Raw genomic sequence first — 19,604 nt, forward strand, 5'->3', positions numbered from 1 at the left:
CCCTACGAACCCTGTGGCTGCCGCGCCGCGGCCGTGGACAGGCGCGGACCCGTCGGCAGGAACCTGGACCAGGCCACGGGCACCGGGGCCACGTCCACGTCGGCGTAGCCGAGGCGGGTGCGGGCCTGTTCCGCCTCCTGTTGCTGCTCCTCGCGCTCCTTGCGCTCCTCGCGTTCCTTGGCGCTGGTGCCGATGCCCGCGTCGTCGGTCGCGCTGTCGCTGTTGGACTGCATCGCGTACCGCAGACCCGTGTCGGTGACCAGGAAGTCGCCGCCCGTCTTCGTGCCCCGGCCGAGGAACTGCCGGTAGAGCTGGCCCGAGCCGGGCGTGACGTACGCGCTCGACGAACCGGCGGGGAGGGTGGCCGGGAAGTCCGTGCCCGCCCAGGTGCTCAGCGTGGTCCTGCCGCTGTCGCCGTCGACGTGGCGCAGGACGTTGCAGACGGTGTTGCGGCTGCCGCGCGCGGTGGAGGCCTCGTTGGCGGGGGACGGCGCGTAGCGGGGCCATTCGCGGTGGGCGCCGAACTCCTCCTTGACGGGGCTGATCGCTCCGGGGCTGACGTCCCGGGCCTTGGCCTCCTGTCCGAGGCGGACCAGGTCGGGGCTCGCGAGCAGGAGGTGCGCCGTGAAGTCGGAGACCGGGGCGACGCGTCCGGGCAGCACCACGTAGTACTGCTTCTTGTCCCCGTTGGGGGCCCTGAGGACCATGCCGACCTTGTTGACCCCCGGCTCCTGGAGGTCGGCCACCCCGGCGTCGGCTCCGGGGGTGCCCTCCACCTTCGGGAAGTAGATCAGGTGGCCGCGGTGCAGGGTCGCCAGCCACTGCCGGGACACCCGCTGCGGTTCCCGGGCGAAGCGTACGAGGGCGCGCAGCAGCTTCTCGTTCTTGGAGGGGACGCGGTACGCGGTGCCCCGCGCGTCGACGACGTAGCGCACCTTGTCGGGGCCGACGACGTACAACAGCTCGCCGCCGCGCAGCCGTTCGCCGCCCTCGGTCCTGTCCTGGTCGCGCGCCGCCAGGACGAACGCGGCCTTCTGGATGGCGCGCTCGCCGTCCGCCGGACGCTCGCACACGGCCCAGCGCTTGGCGGATCCGGCCTCGGAGGGGTCGGGCAGCCGGTCCGGGGCGTACGGGATGCCGATGGTCGCGCCCCGCGGGATCCTGCCCTTGTCGAGGACGGACTCGGAGACCTTGATGACCTCGCCCTTGTCGGCGTCAAGGAGGAGCTTCGCCGACGCCATGTTGAGGACGGGGTGCAATTGCCGCTTGCCGTCGGTCTTGAGGATCACGTACCGGGTCGTGGACTTGCTCGCGATGATCACGTGTTCCTTCGGCGTGTCCCAGCCGGGCTTGGCCGCGGGCTTGAGCATCCCCCACGCGCCGAAAACGGCCAGAACGATCACCCCGACGACGATCCCGGGAAGCACGCCGCGCAGCGGTCGCGGGGCGCTTTCCTCCGAGCCGGAGGGTGTCGGCTGGATGAAGGCAGCGAGCGTACGACGCTTCGCAAACGTGTAGGCGTTGAGTTCGTCGCGCCGTGATGCCATGGCTGTCCGCGTCCCCCCTGTGCAGCGCCGGGGGGTCGGCGTTCCCCCTCGCTCGTTGTCAGACCGAGCTCCTACTATGCCTGTTGCAGTAATCACACGTGTGGGGCGGGTAAGGTTCTGGAGCCTCAAGAGGCTTGCCGTGCACCGCATTTCGGGAGATTCGGGGGGTTTGGAATGACGGCTTCCGCTACGCGGGCGAGGCCGCCGACGACCTCCGGCCAGGCGCCGGACGGCGGAACGGTGGTGCACCACCTGAAGTTCCGTTCCGGGCACGCCGGTTCATTGCGGCTGCGACAACTGGCACTGGTGGAGTTATCGGCGGCGCTGCTGCTCGCCGCCTGGGTGGTGTCGCCCATGGCACTCGTTCCGGCGGGAGCGGTCGCGGCGTTGCTCCTCCTGCTCGCGGTGGTACGGCGACGGGGCCGCTCGTTGCCCGAACTGCTCGCGGCCGCCTGGGCCTTGCGTGCCCGCAGACGCCGCGCGGCCGCCACCCCGGTGCCGCCCGGCACGGAGCCGGGGCTCGCGCCGGCCGTGGAGTGCGACCCCTCGCTGCGGACGTACGCGTACAGCCGCGGCAAGGACCAGGACCGGCGGCCCATCGGCATGATCGGCGACGGCAGCTTCCTGACCGTCGTCCTGCAGGTGGAGTCGGACGCGACGGCCCTGCGGGCGGAGCGGACGCGGCAGCCGCTGCCCATCGGCCTGGTGCGCGACACCCTGGAAGTCGACGGGATCCACCTGGAGTCGGCTCAGGTCGTACTGCACACGCAGCCCGCGCCCGCGCTGCATCTGCCGCAGCAGTCGGTGGCCGTCAGCAACTACGCGCCCCTGCAGGCGCAGACCGGCGCCCCCGCGGTGCGCATCACCTGGATAGCCCTGAAGCTCGACCCGGAGCGATGTTTGGAGGCCGTGGCCGCCCGGGACGGCGGGCTCGTCGGGGCGCAGAAGTGCGCGGTGCGGGCGGCGGACCACTTGGCGAGCCGTCTGACGGGGGCGGGATTCCGGGCGACGCTGCTGACCGAGGACGAGCTGACGGCCGCCGTCGCCACGTCCGCCTGCGCCAACCCGCTGGCGATGGCGCAGGCCGGTGGGGACGCGCCGCCCGCGCGCAGGACCGAGGAGTCCCAACGCGCCTGGCGCTGCGACAACCGGCGGCACACGACGTACTGGGTGCGACGCTGGCCGCGGCTGAGCGGCCCGGGCGGCGGTCCCTCGCTGCCGCAGCTGGTGTCCCTGCTCACGGCGGTACCCACGCTGGCCACGACGTTCAGCCTCACTCTGGCGCGCGACGAGCGGCAGGCGGTGTCGCTGCGCGCCCACATGCGGGTGACGGGCCGGAGTGACGCCGAACTGGTCGCGGCGCGGCGCGCGTTGGAGCACGCGGCGCGCCACACCGGGACGGGCCTGCTGCGTCTCGACCGGGAGCAACTGCCCGCCATGCTCGCCACGTTGCCGCTCGGAGGTACGCGCTGATGAGCGTTCCGTCGTCTCCCCCGGCGCCCCACGGCCCCGCCGCGCCAGCCCTAGGTCCGACGCCGGGACCGATGCCGACCCCGACTCCCGCACCGGGCCCGTCTCCAGCCCCGCCTCCCCCTCCCTCTCCGGACGGTCTCCGCGCGGCCCTGCGGACAGGGTTCGGGCTGCTCGGCCCCCGGCACCGGCGGCACGCGCTCTCCGCCGAGGAAGTGGACCTGCTCGCACTGCCCATCGGGGACGACGGCGTGGTGATAGGCGCGGACGCCGCCGGGCAGCCGGCCGTGCTCGGCGTGAACCGCCCCACTCCGTACGACGTCCTGCTCATCGGCGGCCTCTGGACCGCCCAGGTGATCGCCCTGCGGGCCGCCGCCACGGGGGCGCGGGTGGCGGTCGAGACCGGGCGTGCGCAGGCCTGGGCGCAGTTGGTGCAGGCCCTGGGGGTCGGGCAGGCCGGGATGTCCGTGCACGACGTGGGGCGGGTGCCGCCGCAGGGGGCGACGGCCGGGAGTCCGGTGCTCGTGGTGCGGGACTGCGGGATGCGGCCGCCTCGGGGACGGGTGGTGTCCGGGCCCTGGCAGTCCGTGCTGACGCTGCTGCCCTACCTCAGCCCCGTGGCACCCCGGTTGATCCGGCAGGCGCGGCTCGTGGGGGTGCAGCGGGTCTCGCCCGACGAGGCCACGCAGATCGGGCGCTCGCTCGGGCTGCCGCGCGGGGACGTGGACTCGCTGCCGACGCTCGCCGACGGCGTGACGCTGTGGTGCGCCGAGCGGGACCGGCAGTACGTGATGACTCAGGGCACCGACGCGGAGATCGGACTGCTGGGGGCGGCTCGGCGGATGGATTGAGGGATCGGGGAGCGTGGAGGAGGCAGAGGGGTTTCAGGGTGACGGGCGGTCCGGCGATGGTCGTGAGGTTTGCGGGGTTCGGGGGTGGTTGGGTGGTTTGTCCGTGTGGTTTGGCGGGAGTTGACCGGACTTGAGTGAGGCGTGACGTAACGGTCGCCGACTGGGGGGGGCGGACTGGCCTGCCGTGCTGGTGCTTTTGGTGATTAGGCTGGGACAAGGGCGACGCCAGAACCCGTACGCGGGGTGCGCGCGTCCCTCACACGGGGAGAGCCAGGCGGATCGGACGACAGGAACGGTCGCCTCCCACCACGGCACGAACGTGCTCGACCACACCAGGAGGCATTGTGAACAGCGATCGGGACAAGATCCGCGGCGGCTGGGACACACCCGTCGACGATCAGTCCGACGCGGAGTCCGCTGCCGAGACAACGGGCGAGTTCACCATCGACTATGCGCCGCCCGCCTGGTACACGCAGAACGCGTCCGGCAGCGCGGGGGAGACGCCGTCCGTGTCGCCCGCCGCCACCACTGGCTCCGGCGAGGCGTCCGCCGCGTCCGCCTCCTCTTCGCCTTCGGCCGGCTCCGTTCCGGATGCGGCCGCTCCTGCCGAGTCCGGTGCCACCGGGGGCTCCTCCGAGGTCCCGGCTGGATCCTGGGGTACGGGTTCCGGTGGGCCCGGGACTCCTTCCAGTGTTCCCGCCGGCGCCGTACCGAAGCTCCCGGTCGGCAGCGGGTTCCAGCTCGCGCCGCCCACGGGACAGCCGATCACCCCGCCCGCTCCGCCCGCGCCGCCCACGGCTCCTGCCGTTCCGCCCGCCCCGCCCGTGACGCCTCCGGCCTCCGGGGGCGTGGCGGACTGGGGCGGCGCCGTGGCAGGCGTCTCCTCCTCCGTTCCGGTACGTGGTGTGGGCGCCGGGAGCGGGGACGCTTCGGGCGCCGGGGCCTCCGACAAGGACCAGGCCGCCGCTCCCGTCGCCGAGAGCCTCGGGGGTGATGACCTGGGCGGTGGCGACCTGGAGAGCGGTGCCACCATGCGGTTCTCCCCTGCCGCCCTGCGGCGTGAGATGGCCGAGCGGGACGCTGCCCGCGCGTCGGGCGATGCTCACTCCTCATCACCGGGTGATGAGGAGAAGGTCGAGGTGGGGGATGGATCGGCTGACTCGGGGCTGACTGACTCGGGGGCGGTCGACTCCGGTGCGGTCGACTCCGGTGCGGTCGACTCCGGTGCGGTCAGCGAGAGTTCCGGTGCTGCGGGTGCGGGTGCCGACGGCGCGGTTGTCGACGCTGCGGTTGCCGGCTCCGCTGAGGACCTTGTCGGTGGGTCGGCTTCCGGTGCCGTGGTCGAGAGTGCCGGGGACGAGGACGGGCGTGAGGCCGCGAGGCAGTCCGCCGAGGCCGTCTCCGACGCGGAATCCGACGCCGACGCCAGCTCTGTCTCCGGCATCGGCTCCGGCCCTGTCTCCGACTCTGGCTCCGACGTCGACTCCAGCACCAGCTCCGGCACAGGCGCCAGCGCCGACCCGGGTTCCGACTTCGACTCTCTCGCCGCAGCACTCGTCGCCGGTTCCTTCGGCGCCGACCCGCGATCCAGCAGCGGCGACGACCAGGGCGCCGAGCCCAAGTCCGGCACCCCGGCCGAAGCCGACGCCGACACCGCCCCCGAAGCCGACGCCGACACCGCCCCCGAGGCCGACGTGACGCCGACCCCCGAGGCCGAGCCCAAGCCCGACCCTGCGGCCGAACCCACGGCCGAGCCCAAGCCCGACCCTGCGGCCGAACCCACGGCCGAGCCCCACCCCCAACCCACGACCGAGCCCGCCCCCAAGTCCCCCGCCGACCTCCACGGCGTACAGGACTCCGCTCCGCCCGCCTGGACCCCGCCGCCCGCCCCCGAGGCCGGACTTCCGCCGCTGCCGCCCGCGTTCCAGCCCGCGGCGCCCACCTCCGCCCCGCAGTGGCCCGCGCCGACCCAGGCCCCGACGCCCGCCCCGGCCCAAGCCCCGGCCCCCGTCGCCCAGGACCAGCAGCCCGACCAGCCGCAGCCCCAGCCGCCGGCCCCGCAGGCCTGGCCCGCGCCCACGGCCCCGGCCGTCCCCACCGCGCAGGCGCCCGCCCCGGCCCCCGAGACGCCCACTCCCCCGCCGAGCGGGTACGGGTTCCCGGCCCCCACGCAGCACGCCGAGACCTCCGCGCCCCCACAGAGCGGCTACGGCTTCCCGACGCCGGCCCCGACCCCCGCGCCCGGAGTCAACTCCCCCGCACCTCAGGGCAGTTACGGCTTCCCCCAGCCGCCCCAGACGGCCGCACCTCAGGCTCCCCACGCACCCGAGCCCCAAGCACCGCAGGCGGCCCAGCCCCTGCCCTCGGCCACCCCGCCCCAGCCGCAGCCGCAAGCCGCGCCCCCGGCTCCCGTACCCCCGCAGCAGACGGCACCGTTCCAAGCCGCCCAGCCGCAGGCCCAGCCCCCTCAGGACACGCAGGCCGCCCAGGGGCAGCAGCCGCACTTCCCGGGGCAGCTGCCGGGTGGCGGCCCCTACCAGCAGCCCGCGCAGCCCCAGACCCAGGCCCAACCCCCCTTCCAGCAGGGCCAGTTCCCGAGCCCGCTCGGCCAGCAGCCCACTCCTCCCGCACCGGAGCAGCCGCAGCCCGCGCAGCCCCAGGCCCCGCAACCCCAAGCACCCCAGCCGCAGCCGCAGGCCCAGCCCCAACCACAGGCACAACCGCAGGCGCAGCCCCAAGCACCCCAGATGCCCCAAGCATCCCAAGCGCCTCAGGTGCCCCAGGCCCCCGCCGACCCCCGCGCCGGTGCCGCCTGGCCGCAGCCCGTGCAGCACGATCAGCGGGAGCGGACCAACCCCGGCGCGCCCCTCGGGTACACGGCCGCCGTCGAGCTGTCCTCCGACCGGCTGCTCAACAACAAGAAGCAGAAGGCCAAGAGCAGCCGTCCCGCGGGCGGCGGGTCGCGGTTCAAGTTCGGCGGGAAGAAGGAGGAGGCCGAGCGCCAGCGCAAGCTGGAGCTGATCCGCACCCCCGTCCTCTCGTGCTACCGCATCGCGGTCATCTCCCTCAAGGGCGGCGTCGGCAAGACGACCACGACGACCGCGCTCGGCTCGACGCTCGCCAGTGAGCGGCAGGACAAGATCCTCGCCATCGACGCCAACCCGGACGCCGGTACGCTCGGGCGGCGCGTGCGGCGCGAGACCGGGGCGACCATCCGCGACCTGGTCCAGGCGATCCCGTACCTCAACTCGTACATGGACATCCGGCGCTTCACCTCGCAGGCGCCGTCCGGCCTGGAGATCATCGCCAACGACGTCGACCCGGCCGTGTCCACGACGTTCAACGACGAGGACTACCGGCGGGCGATCGACGTACTCGGCAAGCAGTACCCGATCATCCTGACGGACTCCGGCACCGGGCTGCTCTACAGCGCGATGCGCGGGGTGCTCGACCTCGCCGACCAGCTGATCATCATCTCCACGCCGTCCGTGGACGGGGCGAGCAGCGCGTCCACGACGCTGGACTGGCTGTCCGCGCACGGGTACGCCGACCTCGTCTCGCGGTCCATCACCGTCATCTCCGGGGTCCGCGAGACCGGGAAGATGATCAAGGTGGAGGACATCGTGTCCCACTTCGAGACGCGCTGCCGGGGCGTCGTCGTCGTGCCCTTCGACGAGCACCTGGCCGCCGGGGCCGAGGTCAATCTGGACATGATGCGGCCGAAGGTGCGGGAGGCGTACTTCAACCTCTCGGCGATGGTGGCCGAGGACTTCGTCCGGGCGCAGCAGGCGCAGGGGCTCTGGACGTCGGACGGCAACCCGCCGCCGCGGGTCGCCCCGCCGCTGCCGGGGCAGGGGTATCCCGGGGGCGGGCAGCAGCCGTACGAGACCGCCCCGCAGCAAGGCGCACAGCAGCCGTACGGGACCGCCCCGCAGCAAGGCGCACAGCAGCCGTACGGGACCGCCCCGCAGCAAGGCACGCAGCAGCCGTACGGGACCGCCCCGCAGGAGGGCGCGCAGCAGCCGCAGCCCCCGGCCACCCCGCAGGGCTGGCAGCCGTCCGCTCCGGGCCAGCCCCACCAGCAGCCGCTGCCGCCCCAGCAGCAATAACCACCCCCTCCCGGAAACCCCAGGAAACACACCGGAACCGCGCAAGCGCCCCGCCAGCGAAAAGGCGGGGCGCTTTTGCGTGCCACCCTCTGGCCAGCACGGCGTCAGTGGTCTTGACCAATGCGGATGAATTCCCGGTCAACTCGTTATTTCCGCAGGCCACATGGGGTTCACCGGCCGTTGACGCGCGATGACCGGCGCTGATACACACACATCAACCACCTGACGTTCCTTGATCACGTAGCCGTAACCAGCCATCTCTGCGCAAGCGATGACGCGAGGTCACCGATCCATGGACACTAAAGATCAGCACGGCAGAACACGGTCATCATCAGCGGCCCGAGCGGTCACCACGCCCACGGCGGCCACCGCACGAAAGCGCCGCCGCCCCCGCCTGCTCCTCGCCGCCGGCGCGGCCGCGGCCTTCACACTCACCGCGGGCCTGGCGACCCCCCTCAACCCGGCGCCCCAGCAGGCAGAGGCCAAGGACGACGGCAAGAAAACCCTCACCATCGCGGTGGCGCAGAGCGTCGACTCGCTCAGCCCGTTCCTCGCGCAGCGCCTGCTCAGCACCAGCATCCACCGGCTGACGTACGAGTACCTCACGAACTACGACGTCAAGGACAACCACGCGATCCCGGCCTTCGCCGAGAAGTGGGAGCCGTCGGCGGACAAGCTCACCTGGACGTACACCATCCGGTCGAATTCCAAGTGGTCGGACGGGAAGAAGGCGACGGCGGAGGACGCCGCCTGGACGTTCAACAAAATCATGTCCAAGGAAGGCACAGCCACCGCGAACTCCAACTTCGTCACCAATTTCAAGAAGGTGACGGCGCCGAGTCCGACGAAACTGGTCGTCGAACTCAAGAAGCCGCAGTCGACCATGGCGGCGCTCGACGTCCCGATCGTTCCCAAGCACGTCTGGGAGAAGGTCGACGACATCTCCAAGTTCAACAACGACAAGGACTTCCCGGTCGTCGGGAACGGTCCTTTCATCCTCACGGACTTCAAGGTCGACCAGTACGTGAAGCTGAAGGCCAACAAGAACTTCTGGCGCGGCGCGCCGAAGTTCGACGAGCTGGTCTTCAAGACGTACAAGGACCAGGACGCCGCCGTGGCGGCGCTGAAGAAGGGCGAGGTGTCGTTCGTCGCGGGCCAGCCCGCGCTGACGCCCGCTCAGGCGAACGGCCTCAAGGGCGAGTCGGACATCAAGGTGAACAACGGCCCGGGCCGCCGCTTCTTCGCCCTGGCCACGAACCCCGGCGCGCGCACGCTCGACGGCAAGAAGTTCGGCGACGGCCACCCCGCACTGCTCGACAAGCGGGTCCGGCAGGCGCTCTTCCTCTCCGTGGACCGCAAGACGATCGTCGACAAGGTGTTCCAGGGCAACGCCGTCGAGGGCGCCGGGTACATCCCGCCGCGCTTCTCCGACTACGCCTGGAAGCCCTCCCCCGACCAGGAACTGCGCTACGACCCGAAGCGGGCGGCGGCGCTCCTCGACGAGGCCGGGTACAAGAAGAAGGGCGGCAAGCGCGTCGGCAAGGACGGCAAGCCGCTCGACTTCCGGATCCTGTGCCACGCCACCGACCCGAACGACAAGGCGGTCGGCAAGTACCTCAAGGAGTGGTGGGGCGACCTCGGCATCGGCCTGAAGGTGAACTGCCTCGACGACGTGTCCGTGCCCTGGTACGCGGGCGAGTACGACCTCGCCTTCGACGGCTGGTCGGTGAACCCCGACCCCGACTTCGTCCTCGGCATCCACACCTGCGCCGCGCTGCCGGAGAAGGCCAAGGAGAGCGCGGCGACGGACAACTTCATCTGCGACAAGAAGTTCGACGAACTGTACGACAAGCAGCTCGCCGAGTACGACCCGGCCAAGCGGGTCGATCTCGTCAAGCAGATGCAGTCGCGGCTGTACGACTCGGGCTACATGAACGTCATGGCGTACCCGAACGCCGTGGAGGCCTACCGCACGGACCAGATCAAGTCCATCACCACCATGCCGTCGGCGGCGGGGAACATCTACGGCCAGGACGGCTATTGGAGTTGGTGGTCGGCGGTCCCGGCGAGTGGGAAGAGTTCTTCCGATGGTGGCGGCTCGACCGGTGTCATCATCGGTATCGCCGTCGCCGCGGTGGTGCTCGCGGGCGGCGGAGTCCTGATCGCCCTGCGCCGCCGCTCGACCGCAGAGGACCGCGAGTAACGCATGAGACGCCAGCGGATGACAGCCAAGCGGACGTCCCCCCACACCGCGAGTGACGTATGACCGCAAGCGAACGGAATCCGGCGGCGATCCTCGCCGCCGAGGCCGAAGCCAAGGACGCGGCTTCCGGCGGACCGGCCGAGCAGGCCGGTCCCCGGGGCCGCGGCCCCCGGGCGGGCAGCACAGCCGCCTATCTCCAGTACGTCGCGGGCAAGCTCGGCGGCGCCCTCGTCTCGATGTTCGCCGTCCTCGTCACCAGCTTCTTCCTGTTCCGGCTCATCCCGGGCGACCCGGTGAAGCAGATGACGGGCGGACGGCGGGTCTCCAGTGAGCAACTGGCCGCCATGCGCACGGAGTTCGGGCTCGACCAGCCGGTGTGGAAGCAGTTCACGGACTACTGCGGCAATGTCCTCACCGGGGACTTCGGCACGTCGTACCAGTTCCACACGCCCGTCATGGACAAGATCACGGAGGCGCTCGGCCCGACGCTGTGGCTCACCGGCACGGCGTACGTCCTCTACACGCTCATCGGCATCTGGCTGGGGACGCGCACGGCCTGGCGCAACGGCCGCTTCGGCGACCGCTTCCACACCGGGCTCGCGCTGACGCTGTACTCGGTGCCGTCGTTCTGGCTCGGGCTCCTGCTCATCATCACGTTCTCCGTGGGGGTCGGGCCGCTGCCCGGGATGTTCCCGACGGGCGGCATGGAGAGCGGTGACGAGAGCGGGTTCGGGTACGTCCTGGACGTCGCGCACCACATGGTCCTGCCGGTGGTCACACTGGTCGCCGTCGGGTACGCGCAGACGCTGCTCGTCATGCGCTCGTCGCTGCTCGACGAGATGGGCAGCGACTATCTGACGACGGCGCGGGCCAAGGGGCTGCGGGACGACCTGGTGCGGCGGCGGCACGCCGTGCCGAACGCGCTGCTGCCCACCGTCACCCTGATGTTCGTGAACCTGGGCACGGTGGTCGCGGGGGCGATCCTGGTCGAGACGGTGTTCTCCTGGCCCGGCCTCGGCGGCCTGTTCTACCAGGCGCTCAGCGTGCCGGACCTGCCGCTGGTGCAGGGGCTCTTCTTCGTCTTCGCGACGGCGGTGATCCTGATGAACACGGTGGCCGACGTGATCTATCCGCTGCTCGATCCCAGGGTGGGCCGATGACGACCGAGACAGCCTCCTCCGTCCCCGCGCCGCAGGAGCCCGAGAAGACGGGCGCCCCGCGGGAGGCGAAGAGCCCGCGCGCCCTCGCCTGGACGCGCAGGCGGCACTCCGCGGCCCGCTTCTGGCGGGAGTACCGCACCCACCGGGCCGGGGTCTTCGGCCTGGTCGCGCTGGTCCTCATCGCCCTCGCCGCGGTGTTCGCGCCGCTGCTCGTCGGCTCGGACGCGCAGAGCGTGACGGAGGCGCCGGGCGAGGCCATGCAGTCGCCGAGCGGTGAGTTCCCGCTCGGCACCGACCAGTTCGGCCGCGATCTGCTCGCGCTGCTCGTGTGGGGCGCGCGCATCTCGCTGACGGTCGGGCTGCTCGCGGCGTTCCTGTCGGTGGCCATCGGGACGGTCGTGGGGATCACCGCGGGCCACTTCCGGGGCTGGTACGCGACCGTCATCATGCGGGTCACGGACTGGTTCCTGGTGATGCCGACGCTCGTCCTCGCCATCGCGCTCGCGTCCGTGATGGACCGCTCCGTGTGGACCGTCATCCTCGCGATCGGCGTGACGACGTGGCCGACCACGGCCCGTCTGGTGCGCGCCCAGACCCTCGCCGTGGAGTCCCGGCCCTACATCGAGCGGGCCCAGGCGCTCGGCGGCGGCCACGGCCACATCATGGCCAGGCACGTGCTGCCCAACGTCATGCCGCTGGTCCTCGCGCAGACCACCCTCGTCATCTCCAGCGCGATCCTCACCGAGGCGACGCTCGCGTTCCTCGGCCTCGGCGACCCGACGGTCGTCTCCTGGGGCGGTCTGCTCCAGGACGCGCGCGAGGCGGGCGCGGTCAGCGCGGGCGACTGGTGGTACCTGGCGCCGCCCGGCATCGCGATCGCCGTCGTCGCGCTCGCGTTCACGCTGTGCGGGCGGGCCGTGGAGTCCGTGCTCAACCCCAGGCTGGGAGTGTCCCGTTGACCACCGAGACGACCGAGACCACGACGGGCGACGCGGGCGCCGGGCGGACCCTGCTCGACGTACGGGACCTCACGGTGACGTACGCGTCCGGGGCCGCCGCCGTCCGCGGCGTCGACCTCTCCGTGGCCGCCGGGCAGAAGCTGGGCGTGGCCGGGGAGTCGGGCTGCGGCAAGTCCACGCTGGCGCTGGCGCTGCTGCGGCTGCTGCCCGCGGGCACGAGGGTGACCGGCGAGATCCTGCTCGACGGCGAGGACGTGCTCACCATGAAGTGGGGCCGGGTGCGCGCGGTCCGCTGGGCGGGCGCGTCCATCGTCTTCCAGGGCGCGATGCACTCCCTGAACGCGGTGCACCGCATCGGCGACCAGATCGCCGAGCCCGTCCTGCTGCACAAGAAGGCGACCCCGGCCGGCGCGAAGAAGAAGGCCCGCGAGCTCCTGGAACACGTGGGGCTCCCGGGCGCACGCGCGGACGCCTACCCGCACGAGCTGTCCGGCGGCCAGCGCCAGCGCGTGATGATCGCGATGGCCCTCGCCTGCGACCCGCGCCTGATCATCGCCGACGAGCCGACGACCGCGCTCGACGTGATGATCCAGGCGCAGATCCTGCGCCTCATCGAGCAGCTCGTGGCCGAGGAGGACCTGGGCCTGATCATGATCAGCCATGACCTGGCGGTCCTGTCCGACACCTGCGACCGGCTCGCGGTGATGTACGCGGGGCGGGTGGTGGAGGAGGGTCCGGCGCGGGAGGTGTACGAGCAGGCGCGGCACCCGTACGGCAAGGCCCTGTCGGCGGCGTTCCCGCGCATCGGGGACCTGTCGTCGCGGTTCGCGCCCCGGGGCCTGCCCGGCGACCCGCCGGACCCCTCGGCGCTGCCGTCCGGCTGCACGTTCCACCCGCGCTGCCCGGAGGCGATCGAGTCCTGCTCGACGGACGACCAGGCGCTGCGCGCGGCGGGACCGGCGCGGCGGGCGGCGTGCGTGCACGTGGGCGCCCCGGAGGCCGGGGATGCCGCTCGGCCGTCGGCTCCGGTGGCGGAGGGGGCGCCGTGACGGGGCCTCGGGCGGCGCCGCCCCCCGGGGCGGGCCGGAGGGGGCGCCGGGAAGCGCGCCCCGCGTACGCCGCCCCGCCACCGCCCCACGCCGCGCACCACCCGGCGTACGCCATGAACCGCCCACCCGGGCGCCCGGCCGCGAGGAGAAGCGCATGACCACCGAAGCCACCCTCGGTCCGACCGAGCCCCCGACCGGTTCCGCACCGCTTCTCACCGCCTCCGACCTGCGCATTTCCTTTCCCGGGCGCCGGGGCGCCGACCCGGCGCGCGCGGTGGACGGCGTGGACCTCGACATCCGGCGTGGCGAGATCGTCGCGCTCGTGGGCGAGTCGGGCTGCGGCAAGACGACGCTCGCCCGCTCCCTGCTGGGGCTCGTCCCGCCCACGTCCGGCCGCGTCACCTTCGACGGGAAGCCGCTGGACTACCGCGGCCGTGCCCTGAAGGCGTACCGCAAGCGCGTCCAGCTCGTCCTGCAGGACCCCAGCGGCTCCCTCAACCCCCGGCACACGGTGTACGAGGCCGTGGCGGAGGGGCTGCGCATCCACGGGTACGGGGGCGACGAGCGGGCCGCCGTCGGTGCGGCCCTGTCCCGGGCGGGGCTGCGGCCGCCGGAGCGGTTCTTCCTGCGGTACCCGCACGAGCTGTCCGGTGGGCAGCGCCAGCGCGTGGTCATCGCGGGCGCGCTGGTCCTGGAGCCGGAGCTGATCGTCGCGGACGAGCCGGTGGCCTCCCTGGACGCGTCCGTGCGCGGCGAGATCCTGGCGCTGCTGCTCCGGCTGCGCGAGGAACTCGGCCTGTCCGCGCTCGTGGTGACCCACGACCTGGGGCTCGCCTGGAACATCGCCGACCGGGTGGCCGTCATGTACCTGGGCCGGATCGTGGAGACCGGCGAGGTCGAGCAGGTCCTGACGGCACCTCAGCACCCGTACACCCAGGCCCTGCTGTCCGTCCTGCCGGAAGCGGAGGGGGAGCCGGTGGTGCTCACGGGTGAGCCGCCGGACCCGTCCCGGGTGCCGGGCGGGTGCCGGTTCCACGCGCGGTGCCAGATCCTCGCGGGCGGTGAGGCGGAGCGGGCCGGGGTGGCACAGGACTGCCGTACGAAGGACTTGCCCGTGTTGTCGGGTGCCGGGGGGACGCAGGTTGCCTGTCACTGGGCGCACGCCCGAAGGTGACCGTCCGGTCGAGTTGCCGCCGATCGCCCTTCGGGCTCGCCCTCACTCGCCGGGCGGGCTGAGACCTGCTCGTCCGGCGCCGTCCCCCTACTGGTCGGCTGCCGCGACCAAGTCCCGGGACTTCTTCACGTCGTCCGCCATCGCGACCAGGAGGTCGTCGATCGAGTCGAACTTCGCCATGCCGCGCACGAAGGCGAGGAAGTCGACGGCGACGTGCAGGCCGTACAGGTCCAGGCCGACGCGGTCGATGGCGTAGGCCTCGACGGTGCGCTCGGTGCCGTCGAACGTGGGGTTGGTGCCCACCGAGATGGCCGCGGGCATCGCCTCGCCGTCGGCGTGCAGCCACCCGGCGTAGACGCCGTCGGCGGGGATCGCGGTGTGCGGCAGGGTCTCAACGTTGGCCGTGGGGAAGCCCAGCTCGCGGCCGCGCTGGGCGCCGCGGACGACGACGCCCTCCACGCGGTGCGGGCGGCCCAGGATCTCATGGGCGCCCGCGACGTCGCCCTCGGCGATGAGGCGGCGGGTGAGCGTGGACGAGAAGGGCTGGCCGCCGCCCGCCGTGCCGCTCACGTACAGGTCGATGACCTCGACCTCGTAGTCGTAGGTCCGGCCGAGGTCGGCGAGGACCTCGACGTTGCCCGCGGCACGGTGGCCGAAGCGGAAGTTGGGGCCCTCGACGACGGCCTTGGCGTGCAGCTTGTCGACGAGGACCTTCGCCACGAACTCGGCGGGCGACAGCTTCGAGAACTCGGTGGTGAAGGGGAGGATGAGGACGGCGTCCACGCCGAGGTCGGCCATCAGCTCGGCGCGCCGGTGGTGCGGGGCGAGCAGCGGCGGGTGGCTGCCGGGGCGCACGACCTCGCTCGGGTGCGGGTCGAAGGTGACGACCACGGCGGGCACGCCCAGTTCACGGGCGCGGGCCACCGCGCGGCCGATGATCAGCTGGTGACCGCGGTGCACGCCGTCGTAGGAACCAATGGTGACGACGCTGCGCCCCCAGTCCTGGGGAATGTCCTCCAAGCCACGCCAGCGCTGCACTGTCTTCGCTCCTCGCCGAACCCGTGTGTGTATCCGTACGCCCGTACGTCTGTACGTTCCCTTGCCGATTGCGCAGGTCTAAGACTGCCATGCCGACAGTTTGTCGCCCGCATCGGCCGGGGTGGCGGAGCTCACGCCGACACGGGCACCTCGCCGGTCAGGTGCTCGATGGTGCGCCGGGCGCTCGGCCCGACCAGCGCGGCCCAGTCCTGCGGGGCGTCGGTGAGCCAGCCCATGAGCCGGGTGGCGAAGCCGGGGACGCGCCGGGCCACGTCGACCAGGGCGCGGTCGAAGGCCGTTGCGCCTTCCGGGGTGCGGCCGGCGAGGAGGGCGGTGCGGCGGACGAGATCGCGGTCGCGCTCGGCGCCGCCGCCCCGGCCGCCGACGGCGCGCAGCACGGCCTCGAAGACGACGTGCTCCCGCTCGGCGGCGAGCAGCAGGTCGAGCAGTTCGGCGCGCAGGGGCCGCGAGACGGGGGTGCCGGGGGCGGCCAGCACGGGGGCGAGGGCGACGCGCACGTCCACGCCGCGGCCCTTCAGCAGGGCGACGACCAGCGGGAACAGCTCGGCTCGCGCCTCCGGTCCCCGCTCGAGGCGCAGGTCCACATACGCCGCCGCGTCGGCCGCGGCGCGCGGGCACTGCTCCACCCGCTCGCGTACGAGGTCCGCCACGCGCCGGGCGAGGGCGGGTGAGGGCACGTCGGGGAGGCCGCGCAGGACCTCGGCGGTGCCCGTGTCACGGGCGCGCAGGCGGTCCCGGAAGGCGGCGAGCACCGGCTCCGGGTGGGTGCCGAGGGCGGTGGCCAGGGCGCTCGCGGGCAGGCCCGGGTCGCCGGTGGCGAAGCGGCGCAGGGCGTACGGGAGGTGGCGGGCGCGGGTGTGCGGGTCGCGGACGAGGAGGCCGAGGGCCGCGCCGTGCAGGGACTCGTCGCCGGGGTGGTCGAGGAGCGTCTGGGCCGCGTACCGCAGCAGGCGGCGGTCGGCCTCGCCGGTGGTGTGCCGGGCGGCACGCGGGGCGTGGGTGGCGGCGGCGACGCGGCGGGCGGGGCGGGCGTCGTGGGCCCAGCGGTCGACGGCGCGGCAGAGCGCGGACGGCTCGTCCTCGGCGAGGGCGCCGAGGAGTTCGTCGGCGCGCGGGTGGGCGCAGTCGACGAGGGCCTCGGTGAGGTCGTCGACGGCGCGGTGGCGGTGCGTGTGGAGGAGGGCCTGGGCGGCGGAGGCGACGGTCGCCTCGGGGGCGGCGCGCAGCGGCCTCTCGTCGGCGAACCACCGGGTCAGATGATGCTGTACGGCGGCGGGGTCGGCGGCGAGGCGCTCCGCGACGGCGTCCAGGCAGCGGCGCCCGGTGCCCGGCGGGCCGTCGTGCACCACGACGGCCCGCAGCAGCTCGAACCTGGCCGCCTCCGAGAGGGGCAGGGCCAGCCAGAAGTCAGGGCCGAACTGGCGCTGGGCGGCGAGGCGTTGGAGCACGGGGGTGTACGGGGTGGCGTCGGCGACGCGGAGCAGCGTCTCCCGCACGAGATGCCGCGCCCACCACCGCGCGCTCTCCACGTCGCCCCCCGCCCCGGCGCCGACCCGAGCCCCCAGACCGTCCCCCGCCCCACGCCCGGCACCGGGGCTCTCGGGGGCGCCGGGCCCCTCCGGCACGCCGGAAGCCCCGGGCCCGCCAGGCCCCTCCGGCACGCCGGAAGCCTCCGGTACGCCGGAAGCCCCGGGCCCGCCGGATGCCGCCCCGGGTGCCGTCACCGTGCCTGGCGCGCCCCCCACCGCCCCGGCACCGGGGCCACCGCCCCCCACCGCCGCTCCGCGGCGGCCGTCCCACCCGCCCACCCGTGGCTGTGGGACATCAGTGCGCCCCAGGCAGACACCCTCACCCCACACCGTCACATCCCCGCCAGCCACAGCCTCCCCCAAGGCGCTCGCCTCCCCCGCGACCGCCACCTCCCCCACGACCGCCGCGTCCTCCGTGCCCCCGAACACCTCAAGCGCCCCCACCAACTCCCCCAACCTCACAGCGAGTTCCTCGGCGCCCCGCTGGCGCTCGAGTCCCAGCAGGGCTTGGAGGACCGGGCCGGCCCGGTGGCGTGGCACCGGTAGGGAGCGGGGTGAGGGCGGGGTGTGGGGGCGGGCGTAGCGCAGGGTCAGGGAGGTCAGGGCCGCGTCGATGTCGAGGTGGAGGCCCTGGAGCCAGTCGCCCAGCTCCTCGTGGGCGAAGCGGTAGCCGGTTCCTGCGGGGACGAGGAGGCCTTCGGTGAGGACGGCCGAGGCCCAGCCCGTACAACTGTCGGCGCCCTTGCCAGGCAAGGCTCCCCAGGGAAAGACCGTCTCGAAGGCGGGGCGGTCGAGCTGTCCCTGGCCGGGGCCGAGGCAGCGCCGGGCGGCCTCGTGGACCTGCCCGGACACCTTCGCCGCGAGGCGTCGTACGGCCGTCCCGCGCAGCCCGCTGTCGGCGGCGAGCCGCACGGCGACGCGCAGGCAGAGGAGGTCGAGGTGGGCGGCGAACACCTCCTCGCGGCAGGGCCGCCCGGCGGGGGCGGCGTCCGGCAGCGCCGCCGTGACCTCGGACAGGAGCCGCAGCGTCAGGGGGTGTCCGGCGTCGGCCTCGGCGAGCGCGCCGTCCGCGATGCCGTACCGCTCGCGGGCCCGGCGCGCCTGCACCTGCGGCAACTCGCCGAGGCGTACGCAGCCGGGCAGGGCGGCCCGGGAGCGGTACGCCACCGCGTCGCCGTCCGGGACGTGCAGCAGCTCCGGCGGGAAGTGGGCCCCGGCCTGCTCCCAGTACTCCGCGCGGCAGGCCACGACGAGCCGCGCCCCGGTGTCCCGCAGCCATCCGGCCGTCCCCGCGCTCCACCCGGCGAGACGGTGGGCGAGCACGGGCGGCATCTCCTCGGGCCCGTCGAGCAGGAGCAGCAGCGGCCGTCCGGCGTCCCGCACGAGCCGGGCGACCCGCCCCGCCGAGATGTCGCCGAGCCCCTCGTCCCCGCCGACCGCCGCGTCGGACGCGGCGAGGATGCGCCCGGCCCGCTCCAGGGCGCGGCCCACCGCGTCGGCCACGGAGGTGTCCGCGTCCCTCAGGTCGGCGCCGCGCAGCCACAGGGTGGGGGCGGGTTCGGCGCCCCGGGCGCGGCGGCGGGCGAGGGCGGCGAGTTCCGTGGTGCGGCCGGTGCCGGGGTCGCCGACGAGGCCGAGCACCCGCGCGGGTCCGGCGGTGAAGTGGGTGAACTCCCGGCAGGTGGAGGGGCGTTCGACCGGTGCGGGGTCGAGCGCGCGCGGCCCGTCGGAGCCGAGTGACGTGGCCGTGAGGTGCAGCGCGCCCGCGAGGTTCAGGTCGCGGCCGAAGCCGGGCACGGTCGCCGCGTTGCGCGCGAGCAGGGCGGCGAGCGGCCCGCCGGGGTCCGCGGCGGCCGCGGCCCGCAGCGGCACGGCGAACCCGGCGGCGCGGTGCGGTGCCTGCAGCGCGGTGGCGAGGACGGCGAGGACGGCGCCGGACGCGGCGTCGACGACGGGCCCGCCCGCGGCGCCGCCGCCGAGCCGCAGCGCGTCCGCCCCGTCGGTGCCGATGGCCAGCTCCATGGCGGCGTCGAGGAGGTGGAAGCGGTCCGTGGCGGTGTACGTGACGGCGGCCGAGTCGAGAACCCGGGCCTGGCGCCAGCCACCCGTGGCGATGCGGACGTACGAGCCGACGTCCACGCCGTCGCGCGCGGCGACGGGCAGCGGGCGCAGGGCGAGGCCGTCGGTGCGGACGAGGGCGAGGTCGGCCTCCGGGAGCGCGGTGACGGCGTCGGCGGTCACGACGCAGGTGCGCTCGCCGGGCGCGTGCAGGACTATCCGGGCGAGGCCGTCGACCGCCTCGTGGCTGGTGATGACGGTGCCGTGGTCGTCGGCGGCGAAGCCGTGGCCGCGCGGCCGCCCGGCCAGGTCGCAGATCCGCACCAGGGACCGCTCGGGTTCGCGCCACGCGTCGCGGCCCGCCGTCCACGCGCTCCGGCCCCGGTCCCGCTCCGCGCCGCCCCGGGCGCGCGGGCCCCGTCCCGCCATGCTCGAA

At 73.8% G+C, this 19,604-nt stretch carries 11 protein-coding genes; 8 read left to right on the plus strand and 3 right to left on the minus strand.

The features are described 5' to 3' along the window. Positions 1-2: 2 nt before the first annotated feature. Positions 3-1,547 (minus strand): type VII secretion protein EccB, encoded by a 1,545-nt coding sequence (gene eccB, locus ACZ6BG_RS07160; RefSeq protein ID WP_468998084.1) that lies wholly within the window; start codon positions 1,545-1,547, stop codon positions 3-5. A gap of 174 nt (positions 1,548-1,721) precedes the next feature. Here eccB and eccE point away from each other — a divergent pair, with 174 nt between their 5' ends. From eccE to ACZ6BG_RS07200, 8 genes are all read left to right on the plus strand, one after another. After that, the gene (gene eccE, locus ACZ6BG_RS07165) at positions 1,722-3,020 is read left to right on the plus strand and encodes a type VII secretion protein EccE (protein WP_468998086.1); all 1,299 of its coding nucleotides are present in this window, start codon (positions 1,722-1,724) and stop codon (positions 3,018-3,020) included. Between the two features lie 71 nt (positions 3,021-3,091). Beyond that, the gene (locus ACZ6BG_RS07170) at positions 3,092-3,868 is read left to right on the plus strand and encodes a hypothetical protein (protein ID WP_468998088.1); all 777 of its coding nucleotides are present in this window, start codon (positions 3,092-3,094) and stop codon (positions 3,866-3,868) included. A 344-nt stretch (positions 3,869-4,212) separates the two neighbouring features. Beyond that, positions 4,213-7,977, plus strand: coding sequence for an SCO5717 family growth-regulating ATPase (locus ACZ6BG_RS07175; RefSeq protein ID WP_468998091.1), 3,765 nt, complete (start codon positions 4,213-4,215; stop codon positions 7,975-7,977). 292 nt (positions 7,978-8,269) lie between these two features. Next, positions 8,270-10,180, plus strand: coding sequence for an ABC transporter substrate-binding protein (locus ACZ6BG_RS07180; RefSeq protein ID WP_468998093.1), 1,911 nt, complete (start codon positions 8,270-8,272; stop codon positions 10,178-10,180). Between the two features lie 59 nt (positions 10,181-10,239). Further along, entirely contained in the window at positions 10,240-11,340 is a 1,101-nt protein-coding gene (locus tag ACZ6BG_RS07185; RefSeq protein WP_468998096.1) for an ABC transporter permease, read from the plus strand. Continuing rightward, positions 11,337-12,299 carry an ABC transporter permease gene (locus ACZ6BG_RS07190; RefSeq protein ID WP_468998098.1) on the plus strand — a complete coding sequence of 321 codons (963 nt, stop codon included), beginning with the start codon at positions 11,337-11,339 and terminating at the stop codon, positions 12,297-12,299. Before ACZ6BG_RS07185 ends, ACZ6BG_RS07190 begins: the two co-directional genes overlap by 4 nt. Beyond that, the gene (locus ACZ6BG_RS07195; protein ID WP_468998101.1) at positions 12,296-13,348 is read left to right on the plus strand and encodes an ABC transporter ATP-binding protein; all 1,053 of its coding nucleotides are present in this window, start codon (positions 12,296-12,298) and stop codon (positions 13,346-13,348) included. Before ACZ6BG_RS07190 ends, ACZ6BG_RS07195 begins: the two co-directional genes overlap by 4 nt. 154 nt (positions 13,349-13,502) lie before the next feature. After that, positions 13,503-14,522 carry an oligopeptide/dipeptide ABC transporter ATP-binding protein gene (locus tag ACZ6BG_RS07200; protein WP_468998103.1) on the plus strand — a complete coding sequence of 340 codons (1,020 nt, stop codon included), beginning with the start codon at positions 13,503-13,505 and terminating at the stop codon, positions 14,520-14,522. A gap of 87 nt (positions 14,523-14,609) precedes the next feature. Here the strand turns inward: ACZ6BG_RS07200 and ACZ6BG_RS07205 are convergent, their stop codons facing one another. Together ACZ6BG_RS07205 and ACZ6BG_RS07210 are read right to left on the minus strand one after the other, a co-directional pair. Then, complete coding sequence (locus ACZ6BG_RS07205; RefSeq protein WP_468998106.1) at positions 14,610-15,560, minus strand: bifunctional riboflavin kinase/FAD synthetase; 951 nt, start codon at positions 15,558-15,560, stop codon at positions 14,610-14,612. Between the two features lie 131 nt (positions 15,561-15,691). Further along, positions 15,692-19,597, minus strand: coding sequence for a serine protease (locus ACZ6BG_RS07210; protein WP_468998108.1), 3,906 nt, complete (start codon positions 19,595-19,597; stop codon positions 15,692-15,694). Positions 19,598-19,604 lie beyond the last annotated feature (7 nt).

The sequence above is a fragment of the Streptomyces sp. NPDC041205 genome, from assembly GCF_055591765.1.